The 22,001-nt window shown below is 51.8% G+C and carries 15 protein-coding genes; 7 read left to right on the plus strand and 8 right to left on the minus strand.

Going from position 1 to position 22,001, the window contains the following annotated elements:
• Positions 1–201: 201 nt before the first annotated feature.
• Entirely contained in the window at positions 202–885 is a 684-nt protein-coding gene (locus tag CFELI_RS07550; RefSeq protein WP_277105010.1) for a metal-dependent transcriptional regulator, read from the plus strand.
• A 203-nt stretch (positions 886–1,088) separates the two neighbouring features.
• Here the strand turns inward: CFELI_RS07550 and CFELI_RS07555 are convergent, their stop codons facing one another.
• The gene (locus CFELI_RS07555; RefSeq protein ID WP_277105009.1) at positions 1,089–2,201 is read right to left on the minus strand and encodes a DUF4192 domain-containing protein; all 1,113 of its coding nucleotides are present in this window, start codon (positions 2,199–2,201) and stop codon (positions 1,089–1,091) included.
• A 407-nt stretch (positions 2,202–2,608) separates the two neighbouring features.
• Here CFELI_RS07555 and CFELI_RS07560 point away from each other — a divergent pair, with 407 nt between their 5' ends.
• Entirely contained in the window at positions 2,609–3,589 is a 981-nt protein-coding gene (locus CFELI_RS07560) for a PAC2 family protein (protein WP_374724733.1), read from the plus strand.
• A 119-nt stretch (positions 3,590–3,708) separates the two neighbouring features.
• Positions 3,709–6,246 (plus strand): DEAD/DEAH box helicase, encoded by a 2,538-nt coding sequence (locus CFELI_RS07565; RefSeq protein ID WP_277105008.1) that lies wholly within the window; start codon positions 3,709–3,711, stop codon positions 6,244–6,246.
• A gap of 156 nt (positions 6,247–6,402) precedes the next feature.
• On the opposite strand, the gene ahpD is transcribed toward CFELI_RS07565, so the two are convergent.
• Positions 6,403–6,930, minus strand: a complete 528-nt coding sequence (gene ahpD, locus CFELI_RS07570) for an alkylhydroperoxidase, AhpD family (protein WP_277105007.1) — start codon at positions 6,928–6,930, stop codon at positions 6,403–6,405.
• Positions 6,931–7,527 (minus strand): peroxiredoxin, encoded by a 597-nt coding sequence (locus CFELI_RS07575; RefSeq protein ID WP_277105006.1) that lies wholly within the window; start codon positions 7,525–7,527, stop codon positions 6,931–6,933.
• A 670-nt stretch (positions 7,528–8,197) separates the two neighbouring features.
• Between CFELI_RS07575 and CFELI_RS07580 the strand changes: the two genes are divergently transcribed.
• A complete protein-coding gene (locus tag CFELI_RS07580) occupies positions 8,198–9,151 on the plus strand; it encodes a hydrogen peroxide-inducible genes activator (RefSeq protein WP_277105005.1) in 954 nt (317 codons plus the stop codon).
• Between the two features lie 90 nt (positions 9,152–9,241).
• Here the strand turns inward: CFELI_RS07580 and CFELI_RS07585 are convergent, their stop codons facing one another.
• A complete protein-coding gene (locus CFELI_RS07585; RefSeq protein WP_277105004.1) occupies positions 9,242–10,339 on the minus strand; it encodes a hypothetical protein in 1,098 nt (365 codons plus the stop codon).
• 400 nt (positions 10,340–10,739) lie between these two features.
• Positions 10,740–11,660: a hypothetical protein gene (locus CFELI_RS07590; protein ID WP_277105003.1), complete on the minus strand. Its 921-nt coding sequence runs from the start codon at positions 11,658–11,660 to the stop codon at positions 10,740–10,742.
• A 453-nt stretch (positions 11,661–12,113) separates the two neighbouring features.
• On the opposite strand from CFELI_RS07590, the gene hrpA reads away from it, so the two are divergent.
• Complete coding sequence (gene hrpA, locus CFELI_RS07595) at positions 12,114–16,280, plus strand: ATP-dependent RNA helicase HrpA (protein ID WP_277105002.1); 4,167 nt, start codon at positions 12,114–12,116, stop codon at positions 16,278–16,280.
• Between the two features lie 39 nt (positions 16,281–16,319).
• Here the strand turns inward: hrpA and nrdR are convergent, their stop codons facing one another.
• Together nrdR and CFELI_RS07605 are read right to left on the minus strand one after the other, a co-directional pair.
• A complete protein-coding gene (gene nrdR, locus CFELI_RS07600) occupies positions 16,320–16,778 on the minus strand; it encodes a transcriptional regulator NrdR (protein ID WP_277105001.1) in 459 nt (152 codons plus the stop codon).
• Between the two features lie 89 nt (positions 16,779–16,867).
• Positions 16,868–17,230: a hypothetical protein gene (locus CFELI_RS07605; protein ID WP_277105000.1), complete on the minus strand. Its 363-nt coding sequence runs from the start codon at positions 17,228–17,230 to the stop codon at positions 16,868–16,870.
• A gap of 407 nt (positions 17,231–17,637) precedes the next feature.
• Here CFELI_RS07605 and lexA point away from each other — a divergent pair, with 407 nt between their 5' ends.
• Positions 17,638–18,351, plus strand: a complete 714-nt coding sequence (gene lexA, locus CFELI_RS07610; protein ID WP_277104999.1) for a transcriptional repressor LexA — start codon at positions 17,638–17,640, stop codon at positions 18,349–18,351.
• A 514-nt stretch (positions 18,352–18,865) separates the two neighbouring features.
• Positions 18,866–19,645 carry a transcriptional regulator SugR gene (sugR, locus tag CFELI_RS07615; RefSeq protein WP_277104998.1) on the plus strand — a complete coding sequence of 260 codons (780 nt, stop codon included), beginning with the start codon at positions 18,866–18,868 and terminating at the stop codon, positions 19,643–19,645.
• A 67-nt stretch (positions 19,646–19,712) separates the two neighbouring features.
• Here the strand turns inward: sugR and ptsP are convergent, their stop codons facing one another.
• The gene (ptsP, locus tag CFELI_RS07620) at positions 19,713–21,413 is read right to left on the minus strand and encodes a phosphoenolpyruvate--protein phosphotransferase (protein ID WP_277104997.1); all 1,701 of its coding nucleotides are present in this window, start codon (positions 21,411–21,413) and stop codon (positions 19,713–19,715) included.
• Positions 21,414–22,001 lie beyond the last annotated feature (588 nt).

Below are 22,001 nucleotides of genomic sequence, written 5' to 3' on the forward strand. Positions count from 1 at the left end.
AAGCTTTACACTTCTTCTACAATGAGAATCCACTCCATTACTTGAGTCTATGCCCCCTTTTTTCTTGTTTTACCCACAAGTTCATACCGCTGTGCTGCGATAGCTGTGGTCACATATCGTGTGACCGAGCGTTGTGGGGCCTGCTGCTCACTATGAATTTTTTACAAACGGATACGAAAAACTGCACGAAAGGCTTTTGACGTGAAGGATCTGGTCGATACCACTGAAATGTATCTCCGCACCATTTACGAGCTGGAAGAAGAAGGAATTACTCCCCTTCGGGCGCGTATCGCCGAACGCCTTGAGCAGTCCGGCCCAACTGTTAGCCAGACCGTTGCCCGCATGGAGCGTGACGGCCTCGTAGTTGTTGCCTCCGACCGGAGCCTGCAAATGACTCCTGAGGGTCGTGCGCTTGCGATTGCTGTGATGCGTAAGCACCGTCTCGCTGAGCGTCTGTTAACCGATATCATTGGCCTCGACATTAACAAGGTGCATGAGGAAGCGTGCCGCTGGGAGCACGTGATGAGTGATGAGGTTGAGCGTCGCTTGGTTAGTGTGTTGGACGTATATGACCGCTCCCCATTTGGCAATCCGATTCCAGGGTTGGAGGAACTTGGTGTCGAGATAAAAGAGCCTGTGGCACCGGGTTTGCGCACGATCGATACTGAGGAAAGTGATATCGCACGCAAAGTCCGCATTGTTCAGATTAACGAGATTCTTCAGGTTGATCCAAGCCAGTTCAAGGCTCTGCTAAATGCAGGTATTGAGGTTGGCTCCGAGGTCGATTTTGAGCACAAGGATGGTCAGATCCGCCTGATCAACGGTGAGATGATTGTTGAATTGGATGATGATCTCGCCCACGCTGTTCGCATCGAGCTTATCTAGTTCCCGCATATCAGCAGGATTCAGACTAGGCGTGAGGGTATAGGCAAAAAATAATCACTGCGCTCAGGCACATCTTCCGGTGGGGAGAAGGCCTGCGCGCAGTGTTTTTTAGTGTCGCTCATGTGGCTACACAGTTGCCTAAACCTTCGTAATTTCGATACTTACTGGGGTTTGTCTCTGTGCAAATTTCTGTGCGCGAGCAGTTAGGCAGCTCGTTTCCCAAAGTTATTTAAGGTTGCTTCGCTGCCTTTGGTCACTGCTGCTACTGCCTGATGTAGTTTGCCATGCTGATAGCCAGTGAGCAGTAACTGCGTGAGCCGATGCTCGGGGTTCTCCTCCTGGGAGGCGATAAGAGCATGGAATACGCGTGGGCTGGCAAGGTGCATCGCATCAGTCAGCGCGTAGACGCACAAGGCGTTGCAGCGTACCTGGTCGCGGTGTGCCCGCGCGACTTGGAGTGCCAAATTCAGGCACGGTTGTGCCTTGCTTGTCAGGGTTTGTAAAAACGCATCTCTTAACGCAAGTCGCGCGAGTATCGCACCCACGAATTCCAACTCCGCTTCGGTGAGTGTGTAGTCGGGATCGTGATCGAGCGTATCGATGACAGCATGAAGTCGCGCAAAGTGTGGCGTGAGCGTTTCGACGTCGTTTTCGGCGTCGAAAAGCATCGCTGACGATTTCTGAATGACCGCATCCCTGCGCCGCCAATGCGTCGGCGACTCAGGCTCAACGTGAGCATCGAAATACGCCACACAATCATCCCGACTCAGTTCCGGCAAAAACCCTTGCTTGAGCAGTGACTGCGTGCTCACAGCCTGCGCCACAGATGGAATCGATCCTTTCATCCACACACCCTTAGGGTCTACTGGCGGAAATACGCGTTGTGTCTGATCCACTTCGCCTCGCGGCTCGCGCTGGAACCATAAGTGGTACGGATTGCCACTCATAATGTCGTTTGTGTGCCAACATGCATCGATATGCACGATTTGTGCATCAGCTCCCTGTGTGAGCAACAGGTAGGCCTGATCCACAAAGTTGGGGTCTTTGTCGCGATCGGAAATGATGAAGGCAAACACATACGCGGGATTGAGCTCATCGATACTTGCACCCAAGTCTGGTAGGTAACGCAGGCGCGAAATATCAATCCTGAGCACTGGACCGAGATCAAAACTCGTCCCAGCTTCGCCATCGACATCCTCACTCAATTCTGGGTGAGTAAAGACAGCGAAAACAACGGAATCATGGGGGTAGAAACCCAAGATCCCTGGAATATTCGCCAGCAACGTTCCAGGAAGCTGGCAATACGAACTAGTCATACTTTCTACTTGAAGGCCAAATGCTACGGCGCGCAAATCGAAGCACTCAGCGCAGCACCAAAATCTGTGGAATTTGAAAAACACCCCCGAGTTATCCACAGATTTTGGCAATTTGCGTTGTTTCGAGTTGCGAGCCGGAACTAATTGTGGTTAAAAATTTTCACTCAACTGCATGTGAAAAGCACGGCAGTTTTCACCGCACTAACACGCCCACTCAACGCGGTGTGAGAACAGACACGCTTAAGGCTTAGGAACATGAAAAACAGCATGTCTTAAGGTAAGATTGGGTTTTTTAGCGCCGACTCTCAGCTGCACGCTTGTGCGCCGCAATTGCTAAAACCATGCGGAAAAGAGTAACAAAGAACAAACAAATGGGGATAGTGAAAGGTTAAAAGGAGGATTTCATCGTGAACGAGCACATCAAGCCCATGTACGAACTAGAGTTTCCTGCACCAGTACTGTCCACAGAGAAAAACTCCGGACCCACCCTTGTGATTGCATTGCAAGGCTACGCAGACGCTGGCCATGCCGTCGATGCTAGTTCCGAACACCTGCTAGCCGCATTAGAACACCGCCCTGTCGTTTCTTTCAACAACGACGAGTTCATTGACTACCGCTCCCGTAGGCCGGTCGTTACCCTCGATCACAATTCGCTCGCTGAAATCGACGATCTCCACTTGGGAATCCACGCTGTTCACGACAATGCCGAACAGTCTTTCTTGCTGTTGTCTGGTCCTGAACCAGACTTGCGCTGGACAGCTTTTAGCGAAGTAGTCGGTGACCTTGTCGAACGCTACAACGTGTCTCAAACTGTGTGCCTCTACGCAGCCCCTATGGCAGTGCCGCATACGCGGCCGCTGATGATTAGTGCCCACGGCAACGATCACTCGCTTTTTGGTTCCCATCACCGCATGGATGCTCGCTTCCAAATCCCCGGCTCAGCTGCGCTGTATATTGAGCGGGAATTGGTCAAGCGTGGCTGTAACGTGGTTGGTTTCACTGCGCATGTTCCCCACTACGTGTCAGCTTCTGCCTATCCGCAAGCCACATTGCAGCTTCTTGAAGCAGTAGCGGAGGTCGCTCAGTTGGAACTGCCATTGCGCACCTTGGAGGAAGACGCTGCGAAAGTAGCGCTGCAAATCGAGGAGCAAATGGCTCAGTCCCATGAAGTTTCTACCGTTGTTGAGCTTCTTGAACAACAATACGACGAGGCGATGGCTCGTTACGAGAAGGAACAGCAGCAGCAAGAGCTCGAATCTGAAACTGACACCGTGGTCGTCGATATCGATCCTAACGAGATGCCGTCGGGCGAAGAATTGGGTGAAGAGTTTGAGAAGTTCTTAGCTGATCTCGATAGCCCTGAAGATCCAGAGCATCCACAAATCTAAACATTCCAAGACCTTCCCCCTTCACGTGCGAGCCGCATGCACGTGAAGGGGGTTTGTCTTCACCACCTTTTGCGTGTAACTCAGCAGAATTTCACGCAACCTAGGATAGTGTGGGGAGTGTGAATTTGACCCAAATGCTGCCCGATTTGCAGGAAGTCCCCGAATCGCTCATCGACGAATCAATCTTCGATTCCTTTCTTGCATGGACAAAGCACCGCGGTATTGAGCTTTACCCCGCCCAAGAAGAGGCAGCGTTGGGTATTCTCGCTGGCGATAACGTTATTCTCGCGACCCCCACTGGCAGTGGTAAGTCTATGGTGGCGATTGCTGCTCACTTTATTGCTCTTGCGCGTGGGCAACGCAGTTTTTATACCGCGCCTATCAAGGCATTGGTGAGTGAAAAGTTCTTCGCCCTGTGTGAGATCTTTGGCCCTGAGTCAGTTGGCATGATGACAGGCGATGCCACGGTGAATGGTTCCGCACCGATTATTTGCGCCACTGCCGAAATCGTGGCCAACATTGCGCTGCGCGATGGCGCTCGCGCCACTATTGACCAGGTGGTGATGGATGAATTCCATTACTATTCCGAACCTGATCGTGGTTGGGCCTGGCAAGTTCCGCTCCTTGAGCTCCCCCATACCCAATTCCTTTTAATGTCAGCCACACTCGGCGATACAACAGCGCTTTCGGAGGATCTTTCGCGGCGCACTCAGCGCACCACATCGCTGGTGGGCAGCGAAGCCACTCGCCCGGTTCCGCTAGAATTTACGTTCGTGTATACGCCCGTGCACGAAACAATTGAACAGTTGCTCTCCACCGATAAGGCACCTATTTATGTGGTGCACTTTACGCAGCGCGAGGCTGCAGAGCGGGCGCAAAGCCTGACGTCGCTCAGCATGGTTAATGCTGAAGAAAAAAAGCGTATCGCTGCTGAGATTGGTGATTTTCGCTTCACTACTACCTTCGGCCGTACACTATCGAAGCTGTTGCGCCGTGGCATCGGTGTTCACCATGCTGGGATGCTTCCTAAATACCGTCGATTGGTGGAAAAACTCTCCCAAGCTGGTGTATTGAAGGTTATTTGTGGCACTGATACCCTTGGCGTGGGCATCAATGTGCCGATTCGCACCGTGTTGTTTACCGGCTTGGCTAAGTTCGACGGCTCTAAGATGCGCATTGTGGCCTCCCGTGAATTCCACCAAATCGCCGGGCGTGCGGGGCGAGCAGGCTACGATACCCAAGGTCATGTGTATATCGAAGCAACCGAGCATGAAATCGAGAACTATCGCTTGCGTCAACGTGCCGGTCAAGATCCCGCGAAGCTGAAAAAGCTCCGAAAGAAGTCTGCCCGCGACGGCGAGGTGACGTGGACTGAAAAAACGTACGAACGCCTCATCACGGCCGAGTCTGAACAGCTCACAAGCCAATTTAGGGTAAGCAATTCGCTGATTCTTAACGTGCTCTCCCGCCCTGGTGACGGATTCGAGCACCTTCGAAACCTCCTTCGCGGGAACCATGATTCGCGGGAAAAGCAGAACAAAGACATTCTGAAAACTCTAGAGCTAGTGCGTAGCCTTGTCGACGCCGGGATTGTTGTTCGTCTCGACGAGCCGGACCCCACGGGGCGACGATACAGTCTTGCGGTGGAACTTCAGCGCGATTTCGCCTTGAACCAACCTCTTGCGCCTTTTGCTATGGCAGCACTTGAGCTTCTGGATAAGGACTCCCCTACCTACGCTTTGGATGTGGTCAGTACTTATGAGGCAATTTTGGAAGACCCTCGGGCTCTGCTTATCGCACAGCAAAAAGCTCGTCGCGGTGAAGAGATAGCAGCACTAAAGGCTGAGGGTGTTGACTATACCGAGCGCATGGCCATTGTTGAGGAAATTACGTGGCCCCAACCGTTAGCGCAGGAACTGCAACAGGCATACGATATGTATGCCAAGCAACTGCCGTGGGCACGCGAATTTGATCTCAGCCCGAAGTCGGTCGTGCGGGACATGATCGAAAATGGCATGACGTTTTCTGATCTTATTGCCACTTATGGCATGGCTCGTGCTGAGGGTGTTGTGCTTCGTTACCTCACCGATGCTTGGCGTACGTTACAGCATTCCGTACCTGCCGAGTTTGTGACGGATGAGCTAGACGACATCATTGTGTGGCTTGGTGAGGTCGTGCGCCAGGTTGACTCCTCACTCGTGGATGAGTGGGCTCAAATGGCTGATCCCGATACTCCAATTTCCGCCGATACTCTGGCACGTGAACTCGCCTTCGGGGTGGAAGATCCAACAGCATTGTCTGCTAATCAGCGAGCGTTGACCATTATGGTACGCAACCTTATGTTCCGTATTGTCAGCCTTTTCGCTGATGAAAAGGAAGACGATCTAGCAAGCATGTTTGAGTATGTTGAGGATCTACCTGATTTTGGCGCCGCCATGGACGAGTACTTTGATGAGTATTCTGATCTCGACACCGGACCTGAAGCTCGTGGTCCTGAGTATTTCCGTCTTGTAAAAAACGGGCGCATATGGACGGCAACCCAGATTATCAAAGATCCCGAAGGTGATAATGCTTTCCGCTTCCGTGCAACAATCGATCTTGATGCTTCCGACGCTGCAGGTGAAGTCCGGCTGAGTTCCCTCACGTTTGAAAGCTAAATTCCACTTCAGCGCCTGAATTGTTCTTAATGATGACCGGTTCAGGCGCTTTTGCGTGTGTGAATTTCACTCAAAGGCATGTGCTGTTGTGAAATGACTTCACTCCCCGCACCTCTTCATCAGTGGTGCAGGGAGTGACAGTGCGAAATATAAAGTTTAGGCCAGTGCCTCTTGAATGCTCAGTGCCTGAGCAACACCAGAAACAGTGGCAGCAATCTTGACTACCTCAAAGATCTGTTCCTTGCTCACGCCTTCTGCGGTGAGAACCTTCTCGTGAGCAATGGTGCAGTGCTCGCAACCATTGATGGCGGACACAGCAGTAGCCCACAATTCAAAGTCAGCCTTTTCTACGCCAGGATTAGCCATGATGTTCATACGCAAGCCCATGCGGACGTGTGCGAATTCTTCACCCAACCAACCCTTGGCACGGTAAGCAATGTTGTTCATGCCCATGATAGACGCAGCTGCGAAAGCTGCGGACTGTGCTTCTGGGCTCAAAACCGCAGCAACCTCTTCATTGATTTCACGAATCACGGTAGGGTTCTTCGTTGCTGCAGCACAAGCTAGGAAAGTGCCCCACTTCTGCTGGTCGCTCAAAACAGTCTGGCGAGCGAGGGCACCTAAGTTCAGCTTGAGGTCCTTCGCGTAGTCAGGGAGAGCAGACTTCAGGTTTTCAACGCTCATTTACTTCAGTCCTGCCTTTAGCTCCTCGAAGCGGTCAATATTCTTGGTTGGGTCATTCTTCTGCCAGTTGCACGCGCACACCTCTTCAGACTGCAGCGCATCCAGAACACGAAGAACTTCGTCAACGTTGCGGCCTACAGCGTCTGGGGTCACAGTTACGAACTGGATGATGCCGTCAGGATCGACGATGTAGGTAGCACGATCGGCAACGCCATCAGCATTCTCAACGCCAAGAGCACGGATCAATTCGTGCTTGATATCAGAGAACATTGGGAATGGGATTTCCTTCAGCTCTGGGTGCTGTGCACGCCAGTTGAAGTGAGAAAACTCGTTGTCCACGGAGCCTCCCAGAATCTGAGTGTCGCGATCCTCGAACTCTTCGTTCAGCTTGCCGAAAGCAGCGATCTCGGTTGGGCATACGAAAGTGAAGTCCTTAGGGTAGAAGAAAATGACCTTCCACTTGCCCACGTAGGAATCTAGGGAAACAGTCTCAAAGTAGTCTTCTGGTGCAGCAGCATTCACGTCATGCAAGTTGCCACCTTTGAGAGCGGTCAAGCGAAACTCAGGGAACTTTTCACCAACGGACAAAACAGCCATTATTCCTCCAATGGAATAGAGAGTGCGGAAAACTGAAATAAATAATTAAGGAAAAAGAGGATCCTGTTCACATACGTAACACCCCCGCCTCGTCCTTCGCACTAGACGCTACACGCCGAAAGAGTAGACCAATCAGCGCAAACGCCTACTTCCATGCGCGCTAGACGACACAAGGAAAGAATTTGCGGGCAAAAACTGATGCTTCATTGGTAGACGAGGACACAAACACAACCCTAGCAAACCTACCTATTATTTCTAAATAGTGAATGAGACACAGCCTATTAGACCTAATCAGACCAACCCGATGTCCTGCATTTTTAACTAAAATTTAACAATAGATTTGTGATGAGCGTTACGTTTCTACCACCTCCAGCACCACCCCTTCGTCCAGCCCCCACCACCTGCGTTTCCCAAGTTTTTCTTCAAGCCCAGCACTAAAGTGGAATAAAAATCTCACACGCTCGCGCACCGCCACCACGCATACCGAAGTAAAATAGCCTTAATCACCCCACAGCTCTCATCACCCGCGAAATAACGGGCAGTCAATGTAGAATTAGCCCACTAACACACCCCCTTAAGCCACCCCCGAGCGTCAGTTTGCTCACAACTAACGGGCGCACTGACCAGTATAAATACATTTTCTTAAATAGATTTGCTAGTGTTTATAAGCATGAGCAATAAAGAGTACCGGCCAACGCTGGCCCAGTTGCGCACTTTCGTCACCATTGCTGAAAACAAGCACTTTGGCACCGCAGCGGCAAAGCTTAATATTTCACAGCCTTCTCTCTCCCAGGCACTCGTTGCCTTAGAAGCAGGCTTGAATGTTCAACTTATTGAGCGCTCTACCCGTCGCGTGATTATCACTCCTGCGGGGGAAAAATTGCTCCCCTTAGCCAAAGCAACGTTGGATGCCGCCGACAACTTCTTGGCGCATGCACATGGTGCCACTGGGTCTTTATCAGGACCGTTGTCTATCGGCATTATCCCCACCGTTGCACCCTACTTGCTTCCCACTATCATTGAGATTGTCCGCGAAGAATATCCGGAGCTTGAACTTCACATCGTTGAAGACCAGACAAAACACTTGCTCACTGCGTTGCGCGATGGCGCAATTGACTGTGCGCTCGTCGCATTGCCGACATCAACCCCAGGGTTGAAAGAAATCGAACTTTTTGAGGAAAACTTCATCATGGTTGTTCCAAACGATCATGAGCTGGCGGGACGTGACGATCTTTCGTTGGATAATATTAAGGATGTATCCTTACTGCTTCTCGATGACGGCCACTGCCTTCGCGACCAAGTTGTCGATCTGTGTCGCCATGCCGAATTCAATCCTATGTTGAACACACAAACTGAAACACGAGCATCATCACTGACGACTGTGCTTCAGTTAATTACAGCTGGTATGGGTGCAACGTTGATTCCTGAATCGGCAAAAGATATTGAATGTACTCGTCTGAGATTAACGACTGCTCATTTTGCTGAGGATGTTTCAGCTTCCCGCACTGTTGGTTTGACCTTCCGCGCTTCCTCTACTCGCGTCGATGATTTTGAGTTGTTGGGCAATGTGGTCACCCGGGCTTTTGAAAAAGTCACTGGACGTCCCGCTCAAGAAACCTCATAAGGACTAAAAAGTTCCCACCCTCGTAGAGTCTACGAGGGTGGGAACTTTTTGATTGTCACCTATGTCTCATCTCCAAAAGTATTTCTACATTTACATTTCGGGATAGCGCCCTTGAGCTGCTTGGCGGTAAAGGTGCGCCTGGTAGTTAAACATCATGGGCAAGAAGACGATCGAACCAATAAAGCACGTCAGAACAGTACCGAAGCCCAAAATGATGCTCACGGCCAGCGAGCCGAAGAAGAACTGGAAGTAGTTGCGGCCAACAATTTGTGCCGAGGCACCGATCGACCCAACACTGGTTTCACGACGATCAGCCACCAAATGCACAGCGATGGTGAACAGGATAGCCACGAATATTGCCCACAAAAAGCTGACAAAACTAGGCATGAAAGCACTGAAGCCCCCCATCAATGGCAGTCCGGTATCTGGATCAAATTCCGGTTCTTTATACAGCGCCAACTGAATGAAAGTGGTTGGTAGCTGCGTCAGGAGCATGACGAAAAATGCCGCTAGGAAGCTGACTGGCATGTTTGCCGATTCTGTAATCGACTTCCAGTTCAAATCCTTGTTATCGATCTGAGCCAAGCTTGCGCCAACAAAGAATGGCGTCACAATCGACATCATGATAATCGTGGCAAAGGAGGAGCCCAGCGCTTGGCCTACATCCAACTTCGATTGATCCTGCAACAGAGCCAATGTTTCTGGATCCATATTTGTCGGATCAAGTGAGGCCCCAAAGAGAGGATTGGAGAAGAAAACGATGAGGCCAATAATCATCGTGATGATGATGATAATGGCTGTCGTGCCCAACCAAAACAGTGGCTTAGCAAAGGTTGCTTTGAAGCCGTAGTTAATGGCCATCATAAAATCTGCACCCTGTGAACGAGTCACCATGCGCGTATTTGTATAACGGTTCAGTTCATCTAATTGACCACTATGGCCAGCGTTCATCGCATGCGGATCAGAATAGCCGACGTCATACCCATGACCGTAGGAGCCATAGTGTCCTTGATCTTCACCAGTTGGGTAAGTTGGGTAAGTGGGTGGCTGAGTTCCAAATCCGGTGTGGTCTTCAGGGTGGTTTGTGGGGCCATAACCAAAAGTGGAATCTGAATTGTCCTGATTGTGTGCGGGCCGATCTTCAGGCTGCGAAGGCATACCGTTATTTCGATTCTGATCGTCGCTCATGGAACACGTCCTTTCTTTCACACATTAATTTGACTCTCCCTCGCTGTACAGCGTTCTATCCCCCACTGTATTTCGTGCGACTACTTGTGAAGGTGTGCAAAGCGGAGACTTCCGCACCCAATCATATTCACAAAACACGTTGATCGACCTCAAGGCACACTTACCTGTTATCTTTTCGCGCTTCGAGCGTTGCGCAAGTGAGCATGGTTCTGCTCCACAAGCGCTGTTCAAAAAATGCAGCTATGACAGGGATAATGCGACTTCAACCGAAACGTGTCCACCGATTGAACAACCCAGAAAATCTCTCACTATCTTCATCGCTCACACAGCCACAAATCCACCCCCACTTAAGGGGAGCCTTTCTTTTAGTAACAAAGGCATCGACTCGGCGCGATTGTGCTCATGGTGTAAATGGGGGATTGTTCCCTGCGCTTAATACCTGTGTATACCGTTGATTACTGAGTTGTCGGTAGAGGTGTGCTGAGAAGTTAGCAAGCAGGGGTGCGACAAGAAGCGCTCCTAATCCGCAGGTTGAAAGGGTCATAAGTGTGTTAATCACATGAATGGAGAGCAGTCCGGCAAAGACTCTCAAGGGGTGTTGAGCAAACAGTGAGAAAGACTCGCCCAATGCGCCAAATACCGTTGCTTTACCATCAAGCACACTGTGCACCATAAAGAAAAAGAGGGTAATGGTCAGCACTGCCCAGGCTGTGCCAACACAAAAGACTGCGATGGAGTAGCTAAAAGATCCAACGATAGTACCAGTAACGAGGTCACGATAAGGTAAGTCGAGGAAAAAGATCATCAGAACGGCTAGTGGGGTTTGGACGATGACCCATAGCAAAGCCGCGGTGACAAATCCTCTGAGGCTTGAGAGCTTAGGTTTGATGTTCTCCCAGTGAAGTTTGAGCCCATCCAATTGCACCAGCGCAATAGCGAGGAATAGGGGCACGAAAAATGTGGTGGTCAGCAAGTGGAAGATAAAGCTGATCGCGAGATTTTGTGGTGCGAATACAACATTGAGGATCTCAAGCCAAGGAAATTCGTCGCCGTGCATCAAGTGCTCCACCAACAAGTCATTCTGGCGAATACGTTCCTGGATTGCATTTGTCACACCGAGAGTGGCCGTGTGGAGCAAGGATAGTGCCAGCCATATCCATAGTGCATTGAATGTTGCGGTGAATGCGTATTTTAGAGAAGCGCGAATCGATAGCATCCCAGTGTAAGGCATAGTCGGTGTATGCGAGTATGGGTTGTGTGCCGGTTGTGCGCCTTGATACGGGTTGGTGGGCATGTATGGATTAAATGGTTGATTATCCACTCGTCGGATCACTCTTTTCTTTGCATGTCTAAGGGTGGGCGTGTTTTTCATAGGCTTTGAAGAACACTATTGCGATTGAAAAGTAGTGTATGCAGGGTGAACAACGTTTGCTCATGGGTAATCTTGGTTAAATATTGTCTGAGTTTGGCCCAAAACCATAACCTGCACTTTTATGCCGTGATGGTGAGAAATTAAGGATATTCCTTAACCACTATTGGGGGATCTAAACACTACATTGATCCCGTGCTCACCACTGTTGTTCGCACGTCTGCCTGCGCTTTCATCCTTTGTACACCACGATACTGTGTCCCTACAGTGCCGCGAAGGGTGCAGTGGGTTGCGGTGGCACCCTATCCCCGCCGTCGATACGCTGTGGCGCTTGCGCGAACGTCCTAGCACTTCAGTTCGCGACACCTAACCTCCCGCCGGTGGGCGCTAGAATATTGAATAATTATGTCTAACAACACCACGCCTTTGTCGCACAACGCCCACACCGACCACACCCCCACCCCGCGCACGCAGCCTGCGGAGAGTGCGCAGCAGAACCAGAAACGTCGCGGAAAAACGAAAAGAAGACGCACTCACTCCCCGTTATCACCCGATGTTATCGAGCTACAAAATACGCTTAAAAAAGATACTCACTCCCTTGCGCTGACTGATGCACTCGCTTTTCGACGCCGAATCACCAACGCACGTTCGCTCAAAGCACTCCACGCGATTGCCACAGACATGAGTCATGCGCGGGAACGCCTCCACGCACGCCTTGAGCGCATCCCTGAAATTACCTACCCGAAGTCGCTACCTGTCAGCGCCCGCAAAGACGACATTGCTGAAGCAATTAACAACAACCAAGTTGTGATCATCGCTGGTGAGACGGGATCAGGTAAAACCACCCAGATCCCAAAAATTTGCCTTGAACTCGGGCGCGGACGCACTGGGCTCATCGGGCACACTCAGCCGCGGCGTCTGGCCGCCCGCACAGTTGCCGAACGCATCGCCGACGAACTCGGACAACGAGTAGGCGACACCGTAGGCTACGCCATCCGCTTCGACGACCACGTCAACCCCACAACCACGGTCAAACTTATGACCGACGGCATCCTGCTGGCCGAAATGCAACACGATCGCTACCTCAACGCATATGACACCATCATCATCGACGAGGCACACGAACGCAGCCTCAATATCGATTTCATTCTCGGCTACTTAAAGCAGCTTCTACGCCGCCGCAAAGACCTCAAAGTCATTATCACCTCCGCCACCATCGACCCTGAGCGTTTCGCCGAACATTTTGCCGACGCCGACGGTAACCCAGCACCGATCATCGAAGTCTCAGGCCGCACCTACCCTGTCGAAATTCTCTACCGCCCACTCCAGGTAGAGATGGGCGACAAAACAATCGACATTGACCCGATCGACGGCCTCCTCAGCGCCATCGAAGAACTCATGGAATACGGCGACGGCGACATTCTCTGCTTCTTCCCTGGCGAAGCAGATATCCGCGAAGCCATGGAAGCAATCGAAGCCCGCCGCTACCCGAACGTGGAAGTCACCCCCTTGTTTGGACGCCTATCCAACCAAGAACAGCACAAAGTTTTTAGCCCCCATTCCACGCGTCGCATCGTGCTTTCAACCAATATCGCTGAAACCTCGCTCACCGTGCCCGGCATTCACTTTGTTATTGACACCGGCACAGCCCGCATTTCGCGCTACTCAACCCGAACCAAAGTACAGCGCCTGCCGATCGAACCTATCTCACAAGCATCGGCAAATCAGCGCTCAGGCCGCTGCGGACGTGTCGCCGACGGTATCGCTATTCGACTCTACTCCGAACAAGATTTCCTCTCACGCCCCGAATTCACCGACCCAGAAATCGTGCGCACCAACCTAGCAAGCGTGATTTTGCAGATGGCGGCACTCAAACTCGGCGACATTGAAGAATTCCCCTTCATCCAAGCCCCCGATACCCGCGCCATCCGCGACGGCCTAGCGCTACTGCACGAACTCGGTGCCCTCGAACAACGCGAAAGCTCAGACGGAAACCCACAACTGACCCCAATAGGTAGAGATATCGCCCGCATTCCACTCGACCCACGCATGGCACGCATGCTAGTGGAAGCCAATAGGCTCGGTGTCCTGCGGGAAGCACAAATCGTCGTGGCTGCATTAAGCATCCAAGATGTACGGGAACGCCCCCTAGAATTCCAAGCTCAAGCAGACCAACAACATGCACGTTTTACAAACAAGTCGTCGGATTTCCTCAGCTACCTCACCTTGTGGGAATACGTCACCGGTGTACGCAATGAAAACACCGGCAACGCCTTTAAAAAGCGGATGACCCAAGAATTCCTGCACTACATGCGCATTCGCGAGTGGTTCGACCTCGTGCGCCAACTCAAAGCAATTTGTGAACAAATTGGGTGGACTAAACTGCACGATTCCTCCCTCGACCGTTTAATCCCTGAATCCCGCGACAAGGCAAAAAATTCGTCCTCGACCAAACCGTTCCAACGCGTTGCACAAGCACTGGTCAACGTCACTGAGGACCCAAGGTCATTTAGCTTAGACCCCTCCCAAGCCACCGCACTGCACCAGTCACTGTTAGCCGGATTACTGTCTCACATTGGCATTCGTCAGGGTGACACCCGCGAATATATTGGCGCATGCAATACTCGCTTCGCCATTTTCCCCGGCAGCTCCGTAGCAAAATCCACCCCCCAGTGCGTGATGGCAAGCGAACTAGTAGAAACCTCGCGCCTGTGGGCTCGCGATGTCGCCGAAATCGACCCAGCTTGGGTGGAAAAACTTGCAGCCGGGCTACTCAAACACCAATACTCCGATCCGCACTGGTCCCACAAACGCGCCAGCGCAGTAGTCAACCAGCGATCTACCCTCTACGGCGTCCCGATTGTCACCGACCGACTCGTCCCCTACCACCACGTCGACCAAGAAGCAGCACGCGCGATGTTCATCCGCCACGCACTGGTCAACGGTGAATGGAGCACAACACACCACTTTTTCCACGAGAATGTACGCAAACTCGACGAAGCAATGGACCTGGAAAACCGTGCGCGTCGCCGCGACATCGTCGTCGATGAAGAGACACTCGTTGCGTTCTACGATGCACGCATTCCCGCCCACGTAGCCAGTGGCGCAAGCTTCGACAACTGGTGGAAAAAGAACCGCGCGAAAAACCCCACACTGCTCGACTTTGACCCTGACACACTCGTGTATGAGCAAGCCGCCGAAGTCACGGAAGCAGACTTCCCCAGCTTGTGGCAGGAAGGGGAACTAGAATTTGAGCTCAGCTACCAGTTCGCCCCGGGCACGCCTGACGACGGCGTCACAGTGTGCATCCCCGTACCGCTGCTCGCTGGACTGAGCGCCGAAAGTTTCCAGTGGCTTGTCCCAGGCATGCGGCTTGATCTTGTCACTGAGCTTATCCGCAGTTTGCCGAAAACAATTCGTCGCACTGTTGTTCCGGCTCCAGATTTCGCTGCTCGGGTCTTACCCCTTCTGCAACCAAACCAGCCTGTCCCTCTTGCGCTTCAGCTTGCTCAAGCGTTGCGAAAAGTCGGTGGTCAAGGCATTAACGCTGAAGATTTCAACTTTGCCGGCTTACCGCAGCATCTGCGCATGACTTTTGCGGCAATCGATCGGCGCGGAAAAGTCATCGACACGGATAAGTCCCTGACCGCGTTGAAAGAGCGCCGCCAGGGACAAATTAAATCCTCTGTTTCCCAAGTCACCCAAGGAATGGAACTTCCCCCTGCCACCCACTGGACATCTGAAACTCTCGGCACAATCCCTGAAGAGTTTGTCACTGAAGTTGACGGCCAAAAGGTTACGACTTTCCCAGCTCTGGTTGCTACCGCTGATGGTGTGGCATTAAAAGTCATGGGTACTCAAGCTGAGGCGGATGCGTCAATGATCACCGCCACATTAACGCTTCTTTTACGCCAAATCACTGTCAACGCTTCAAAGGTGCTCAATGGTTTGCCGTTAAAGGAACGAGTAGGCGTGGAAAACTTCCCACACGGGGGTGCCGCAGGACTTGTCGAAGACGCTCGAGTGTCTGCAGTTCGTGACGCATTAATGGCACACGGTGGCGCTGTTCGCGATCCAGATGTTTTTGCCCAATTGGCAGAGAAAATCCGTGGCGAGGTCCCGTCTTTGGTACGCCAGATGGTTGTACAGCTTGCTCCAGCGTTGGTTGATTTCCACGCACTTCAGCTTGAACTTAGCCAACGAAAAGGACCTGCGATTGAGGATATGAAGGATCAGTTGGCATTCCTTCTACCGAAAAACGCTGTGACGATTCATGGAATTTCCCGGCTGCGCCACTTGCAGCGTTATCTGGCAGCGATGAAGGTTCGCTTGGAGGAGATGCGCATTCAACCTACCCGTGATTCTATTCGCCAAGACATTATCAATGATCTGGAAGATTTGCTTGCCGAAAAACTGTCGAAACTTCCGCCAAACCGTAGTAAAACTACTGCGGTTAAAGATATCCAGTGGATGATGCAGGAACTGCGCGTGAGTTTCTTTGCCCAGCGACTCGGCACTGCCTATAAGGTCAGCGAGTCAAAGATTGCAAAGGCAATCGCAGCGCTTCGTTAAAACACAAAATCCGGGGCAATCGCCCCGGATTTTGTTTGTCTATGTAACGCTGCGATCACGCCGATTCATCAGCCGAATTTCTGATTCAAAATCTTCTGCTGACTCGAAACTCTTATACACAGAGGCGAAGCGCAAGTATGCGACCTCATCCAACTCGCGCAACGGTTCCAAAATTGCCAAGCCAATATCATTGGCATGCACTTGGGAATGACCAATAGCACGTACTTTTTCCTCAACCTGCTGCGCCAGCTTTTTCAAAGCATCATCAGACACATCACGGCCCTGACAGGCACGACGCACACCCACAATCACTTTTTCACGACTAAAGGGCTCAGTAAGACCGTTACGCTTCATCACCAACAACTGGGCCTTTTCAATCGTGGTAAAACGCCGATTGCACGCCCCACATTCGCGGCGCCGCCGGATAGCGGTACCAGAATCGATCACACGGGAATCAATGACTTTGGAATGTTCGTGGTGGCAAAACGGGCAATGCATGAAATAGTCAACCTCTCCTATGAAGACACAGCTTAAGGCACAAGTCCTTTAATCATTATTGACCATTCACGCCCGTAACGTGGTTCGCCCTACCGCGAAGTAGGAAATTCAGTCTGGGAGAACTGCACCGGCACGGGCTGTTCACTGAAATCAGAATCATGAGAACCGGCCAGGAAAATACCGATGGCAACGCTTAGCCCAAAGAAAACTGCCCAAAAATAGCTCAACGCATTCTCGGAGACACGCCGTCCCCCATGCGCCCCATCCACCCCCGCAGGCATTCGAACAACTGAATCATAAAAGACATGTCCCAAACCGGCCCCAGAATCGACTCCGTTATGCTCGCCGATCAACGGGTCAATAAGCCTTCCACCATTCCACACTGCCGCTGGTGGGACAACCACTGCACGAACAGCAGGGGTATTCTTGTGAGAAAATGCAGCGATAGTCATGAGCAACCTCTCTTCATGTACAACTAGGAACACCAATGAGCATCAACGATTTCACGAGAACTCTGAAGTATTAACTGAAGAGAAATCGTACGCAGCAAGACAAACATGTCAGAAGTGATACGCGACTGTGTGTTCGAATTGATCTTTCTTGTTCGAATTATGCCCATATTCGAACATGCTGTCAACACTTTTGAAAAAATTTCGAACAAATGTCTTGTCTCTACCCCCATTTCCGCTATGGTGGTAGTAGAGAAACACTTTTCCTTCGAACACGAAACCCTCCCCCAATATTTTCGAACAACCATCAATTGGGGTTCAGGTTTATGACATGTCTCATTCAAGAGCATTGTTCGAACGTGTCATTTCACCACACTGTCCAGCCACACCAGATCCAAGGAGTCCACAACATGCCACGGAAGCCAGGCCCTAAATCGGCCACCCAGGGCCAAGGTCAAGAAAAACTCACGGAACGCCAGCGCCGTATTCTTCAAGTAATTCGCGATGCAGTGGTTCTGCGCGGCTATCCACCAAGCATCCGCGAAATTGGCGACGCCGCAGGCTTGCAGTCCACCTCCTCTGTGGCGTATCAGCTCAAAGAATTGGAACGTAAGGGCTACTTGCGCCGTGATCCTAATAAGCCACGTGCCGTTGATCTTCGCACCCTTCCAAATGACAACATTCCGAAGGTGGGCCCAAAGCCAAAAAAGAAGCTCCAGGCCGTTCCTCCACTTGAAGAATCATCCGCTTCTCAGTACGTCCCCCTTGTAGGTTCGATTGCTGCCGGAAGCCCAATTCTTGCTGAGGAAAACGTCTCCACCTACTATCCCCTGCCAGAGGAATTTACCGGCGATGGCGATTTGTTCATGCTGGAAGTTGTTGGCGAATCTATGCGCGATGCTGGAATTCTCAACGGTGACTACGTTGTTATCCGCTCGCAAAAGGTCGCCGAACAAGGCGAGTTCGTTGCTGCCATGATTGACAATGAAGCGACTGTAAAGGAATTCTTCAAAGACTCCACTGGCATTTGGCTGCTGCCACACAACGATGCCTTCGACCCTATTGCCGTTACCCCCGACACTGAGATTCTTGGCAAGGTAGTCTCCGTATTGCGCAAGCTCTAGAACACCTCTGTATTTTTCACACTAGCCTTCCCCCACTTCAACCTTTCAATGAAGCTCTCCGGGGAAGGCTTTGCCTATATGTTTGATTTTGACCTCAGTGGGCACATTAGCCGTACCTAATTCGTCTGATGTCTAAAACCTGAAGCCTCTTCAGATACGTCTTTCCCACAAAACCTACCCCCGAAAAACTACCCCCATTAGAGCTCCTGTATGAAGAATCACATACTCTCACACAAAGCCACATATTTGTGAGGTTTGCGCACCACATGACGCTATACTTCGTGCTAAAACGCGCGTCCGACCGTGAGAGTCTGCCCGTTTGAAACTGTCATTCTGAGAATACAAGCACAAAAATCACAGAATGCGTGCAAGAATGAGTGGAGAAATTTCCGCTTCCACGGATGCGGAAACGGGCAAGTGTATCTGGATCTTCGTTTGATCCCACTAAAACACACATTGCCCAGAAAAACTCACATGTTGACAACTCACATTTTGAAGGAGTGACTTTAGGGCCATGTACTCGGAGGAACGCCGCCGCCAAATCGCCTCTTTGACCGCCGTTGAGGGACGCGTGAACGTAACCGAGCTCGCTGCCCGTTTCGACGTCACCGCCGAAACCATTCGTCGCGATCTTGCAGTTTTGGATCGCGAGGGCGTGGTGCACCGCGTGCACGGCGGTGCGGTAGCGAACCAAACGTTCCAAACTGCAGAATATTCACTCGACACCCGCGCGCGCTCAGCATCAGGCGCGAAAAACTCTATCGCGCAAGCTGCCCTGAAATTCCTCCCCGAATCCCAGGGTGGCATGTTTCTTGATGCCGGCACCACGACCGCTGCACTGGCTGACCTCATCGCAATGCAGCCTTCAGCAAAGCACTGGTCGATCGTCACTAACTCGCTATCGATCGCATTGACGCTTGCTAATGCCGGGCTGGATGAAATTCAGCTTCTTGGCGGCAGTGTGCGTGGTATTACCCAAGCTGTCGTCGGTGATACTGCACTACGCACCCTCGCCCTCATGCGCGCCGAGGTGGCGTTTATTGGCACGAACGCACTGACTTTGGACCACGGCCTGTCAACTGCGGACTCCCAAGAAGCAGCAATTAAGTCCGCAATGATCACCAACGCGCACAAGGTTGTTGTGTTATGTGACTCCACCAAGATGGGTACTGATTACCTCGTTAGCTTCGGTGCTATCTCCGACATCGATGTGATCATCACCGACGCAAACGCCCCAGAATCCTTTGTTAAGGCGCTACGGGAGCGCGATGTCGAGGTTATTATCGCCGGCTAATTTTCCAGTTAATGTGTGAAACCCCGCCACAATACTGTAACGGGGTTTCATCTACGTGAAAGGTGCGTTACACGCTAATCAAGATTTCACGCACAAGACTGCGAGCTTGGGTTGCTCCCTCTGCATTCAGCGCAGCTGCGGCAGCCTTCTTGCAGGTATCAAGATCCACCGCAGCAAGCTGAGCGCCTACGCTGGCAATTGCAGTGGAAGCAGCAGACAAGGAATTCACACCCAAACCAGTCAGCACACAAGCAAGCAGCGGATCAGCGGCTGCCTCACCGCACACACCCACTGCAGTGCCAAGGCGTTGACCTTCCTTACAGGTGTGCTCAATAAGGCGAAGAACAGCTGGCTGCCATGGATCAGTGAGATATGCCAACTGAGGGGACATGCGATCGGCTGCCATGGTGTACTGGGTCAAGTCGTTGGTGCCGATCGAAACAAAGTCAAGATGTGGCATGATCTTGTCTGCCATCAACGCTGCAGCGGGTACCTCGATCATCGCACCAGCAATCAATCCACGCTCTTTACATAGATCAGCGAACCACTTGGCTTCACGCGCGGTGGCAACCATTGGCGCCATTACCCACGTTGGCGAGTTCTCATCGCGGCCAAGATCATTTGCAGCCTTGGCGATTGCGTCGAGCTGGCGGGTCATCAACGACTCATTAGCCCGTGCCACGCGCAAACCACGCACGCCTAGGGCTGGGTTGATTTCATCGGCCATAGTGGCGAAAGCAACTGGCTTATCTGAACCTGCGTCGAGAGAGCGCACAACCACCTTGGAGTCAGGGAACTGCTCCAAGACTTTCTTATACACCTCCGCTTGTTCCTCAACGCTGGGCTCTTGAGTCGCGGTGAGGAAGCACAGCTCAGTGCGGAACAGGCCCACGCCTTCTGCCTGAGAGTTCTGTGCGGCAAGACGTGCTGCGTTACCGTCTTGTACATTTGCTAGAAGCTGCACACGGTGCCCATCCTTGGTTTGTGCTGGACCGCGCCATTGTGCGATGCGTTCTGCCTGAATCTTGGATTCTTGCTCTGCAGCAACAGCAGTTTCTGGATCAGCGCCCACGGTCACGGTGCCGAGTGAGCCGTCGATAAGCACTGGTTCGCCGTCAGCAATCTGACGCACATCTTCGCCGACCGCGACAATGCACGGCACATTCAACTGGCGCGCGATGATCGCAGTGTGGGAGGTGGGACCACCCAGTTCTGTAACAAGACCCACAAAGTAGGTGGTATCCAGCGCGGCGGTATCGGCTGGGGAAAGATCGTCGGCGAACAACACCACACGATCGCTCACGGTTGGCAAACCTGGCTCAGCTTCGCCGCGCAGTTGGGCGATCACACGGTCACGAATATCTCGTAGATCGGTGGTGCGCTCCGCCATGATTCCGCCTGCTGCCTCAAACATGGACACGAATTTCGTGGTCGCAGCAACCACCGCGTATTCAGCAGGGTGTCCCCCGTTGATACCTTTCTTCACTGTTTTGCGCCAACCGCGGTCATTAACCATGCCAGCGGTAGCCTTCAGCACGGCTGCTGCATCGCCCGTTGCTTTTTCGGAACGGTTGAGCAATCGCGATGCCACGGTGTCGGCGGCTAGAGTGAATCGCTCAAGTTCTGCTTCGCGTGCCTGTTCGTCAATAACTTCTCCTGCTTGGGGGAGTTCTGGCCGTGGGCTGATCCACACGGCTTTAGCGTAGCGTACACCGGGGACGACTGCGGTGCCCTTGATAACGGTGTCGTTTGTCACATTGCTGTACATCAGATACCTATCCTCACTTTCTGAGTGTCTATTAGCACTAGGACACCACAAAATGCCTACGTGCGCAACCAAACTCCAACAATTCAAACGCCCAAGCGGACGCTAAACGGGCACAAACTCGGGAGCAAAAGCGAAGAAATTAATTGACAATCAAAAATAATTGGACATAAAGTGAGGGGTAGTTCCAACATTTTTCGCGCCTGAGGCTCGGAAAAACCCAACGTGAACACAAGATTTTAGATGTGCCTAGAGTTAACTACCTTCCGCCCTTGGTCGGCTTGTAACCTATCCCTTCCACCCCATGAAGGAATGTGTGCGAAATGACTGAGACAAGTTGGTCACAACTGGAGATTTTTCCCCTGACTTGGGGGAAACTGTCGCCGTTTCTCACTGACAACGAGTGTGTGCGTTTTACAATCTTGTTGATACAACTGAACATTTTCCCTCCTTGTACTGCTGAGAAAATTTTTCACACACGTACCGGTTCGGGCACGCTGCACTTTCGACGCCCCGCTTCGGGCGGTGTCGCCATTGTCCATTAAGGGGAAGTGTTTATACGGATTATTTGCGAAAGGCTCGTCTCGGATC

The sequence above is a fragment of the Corynebacterium felinum genome (assembly GCF_030408755.1).
Classification (GTDB): domain Bacteria; phylum Actinomycetota; class Actinomycetes; order Mycobacteriales; family Mycobacteriaceae; genus Corynebacterium; species Corynebacterium felinum.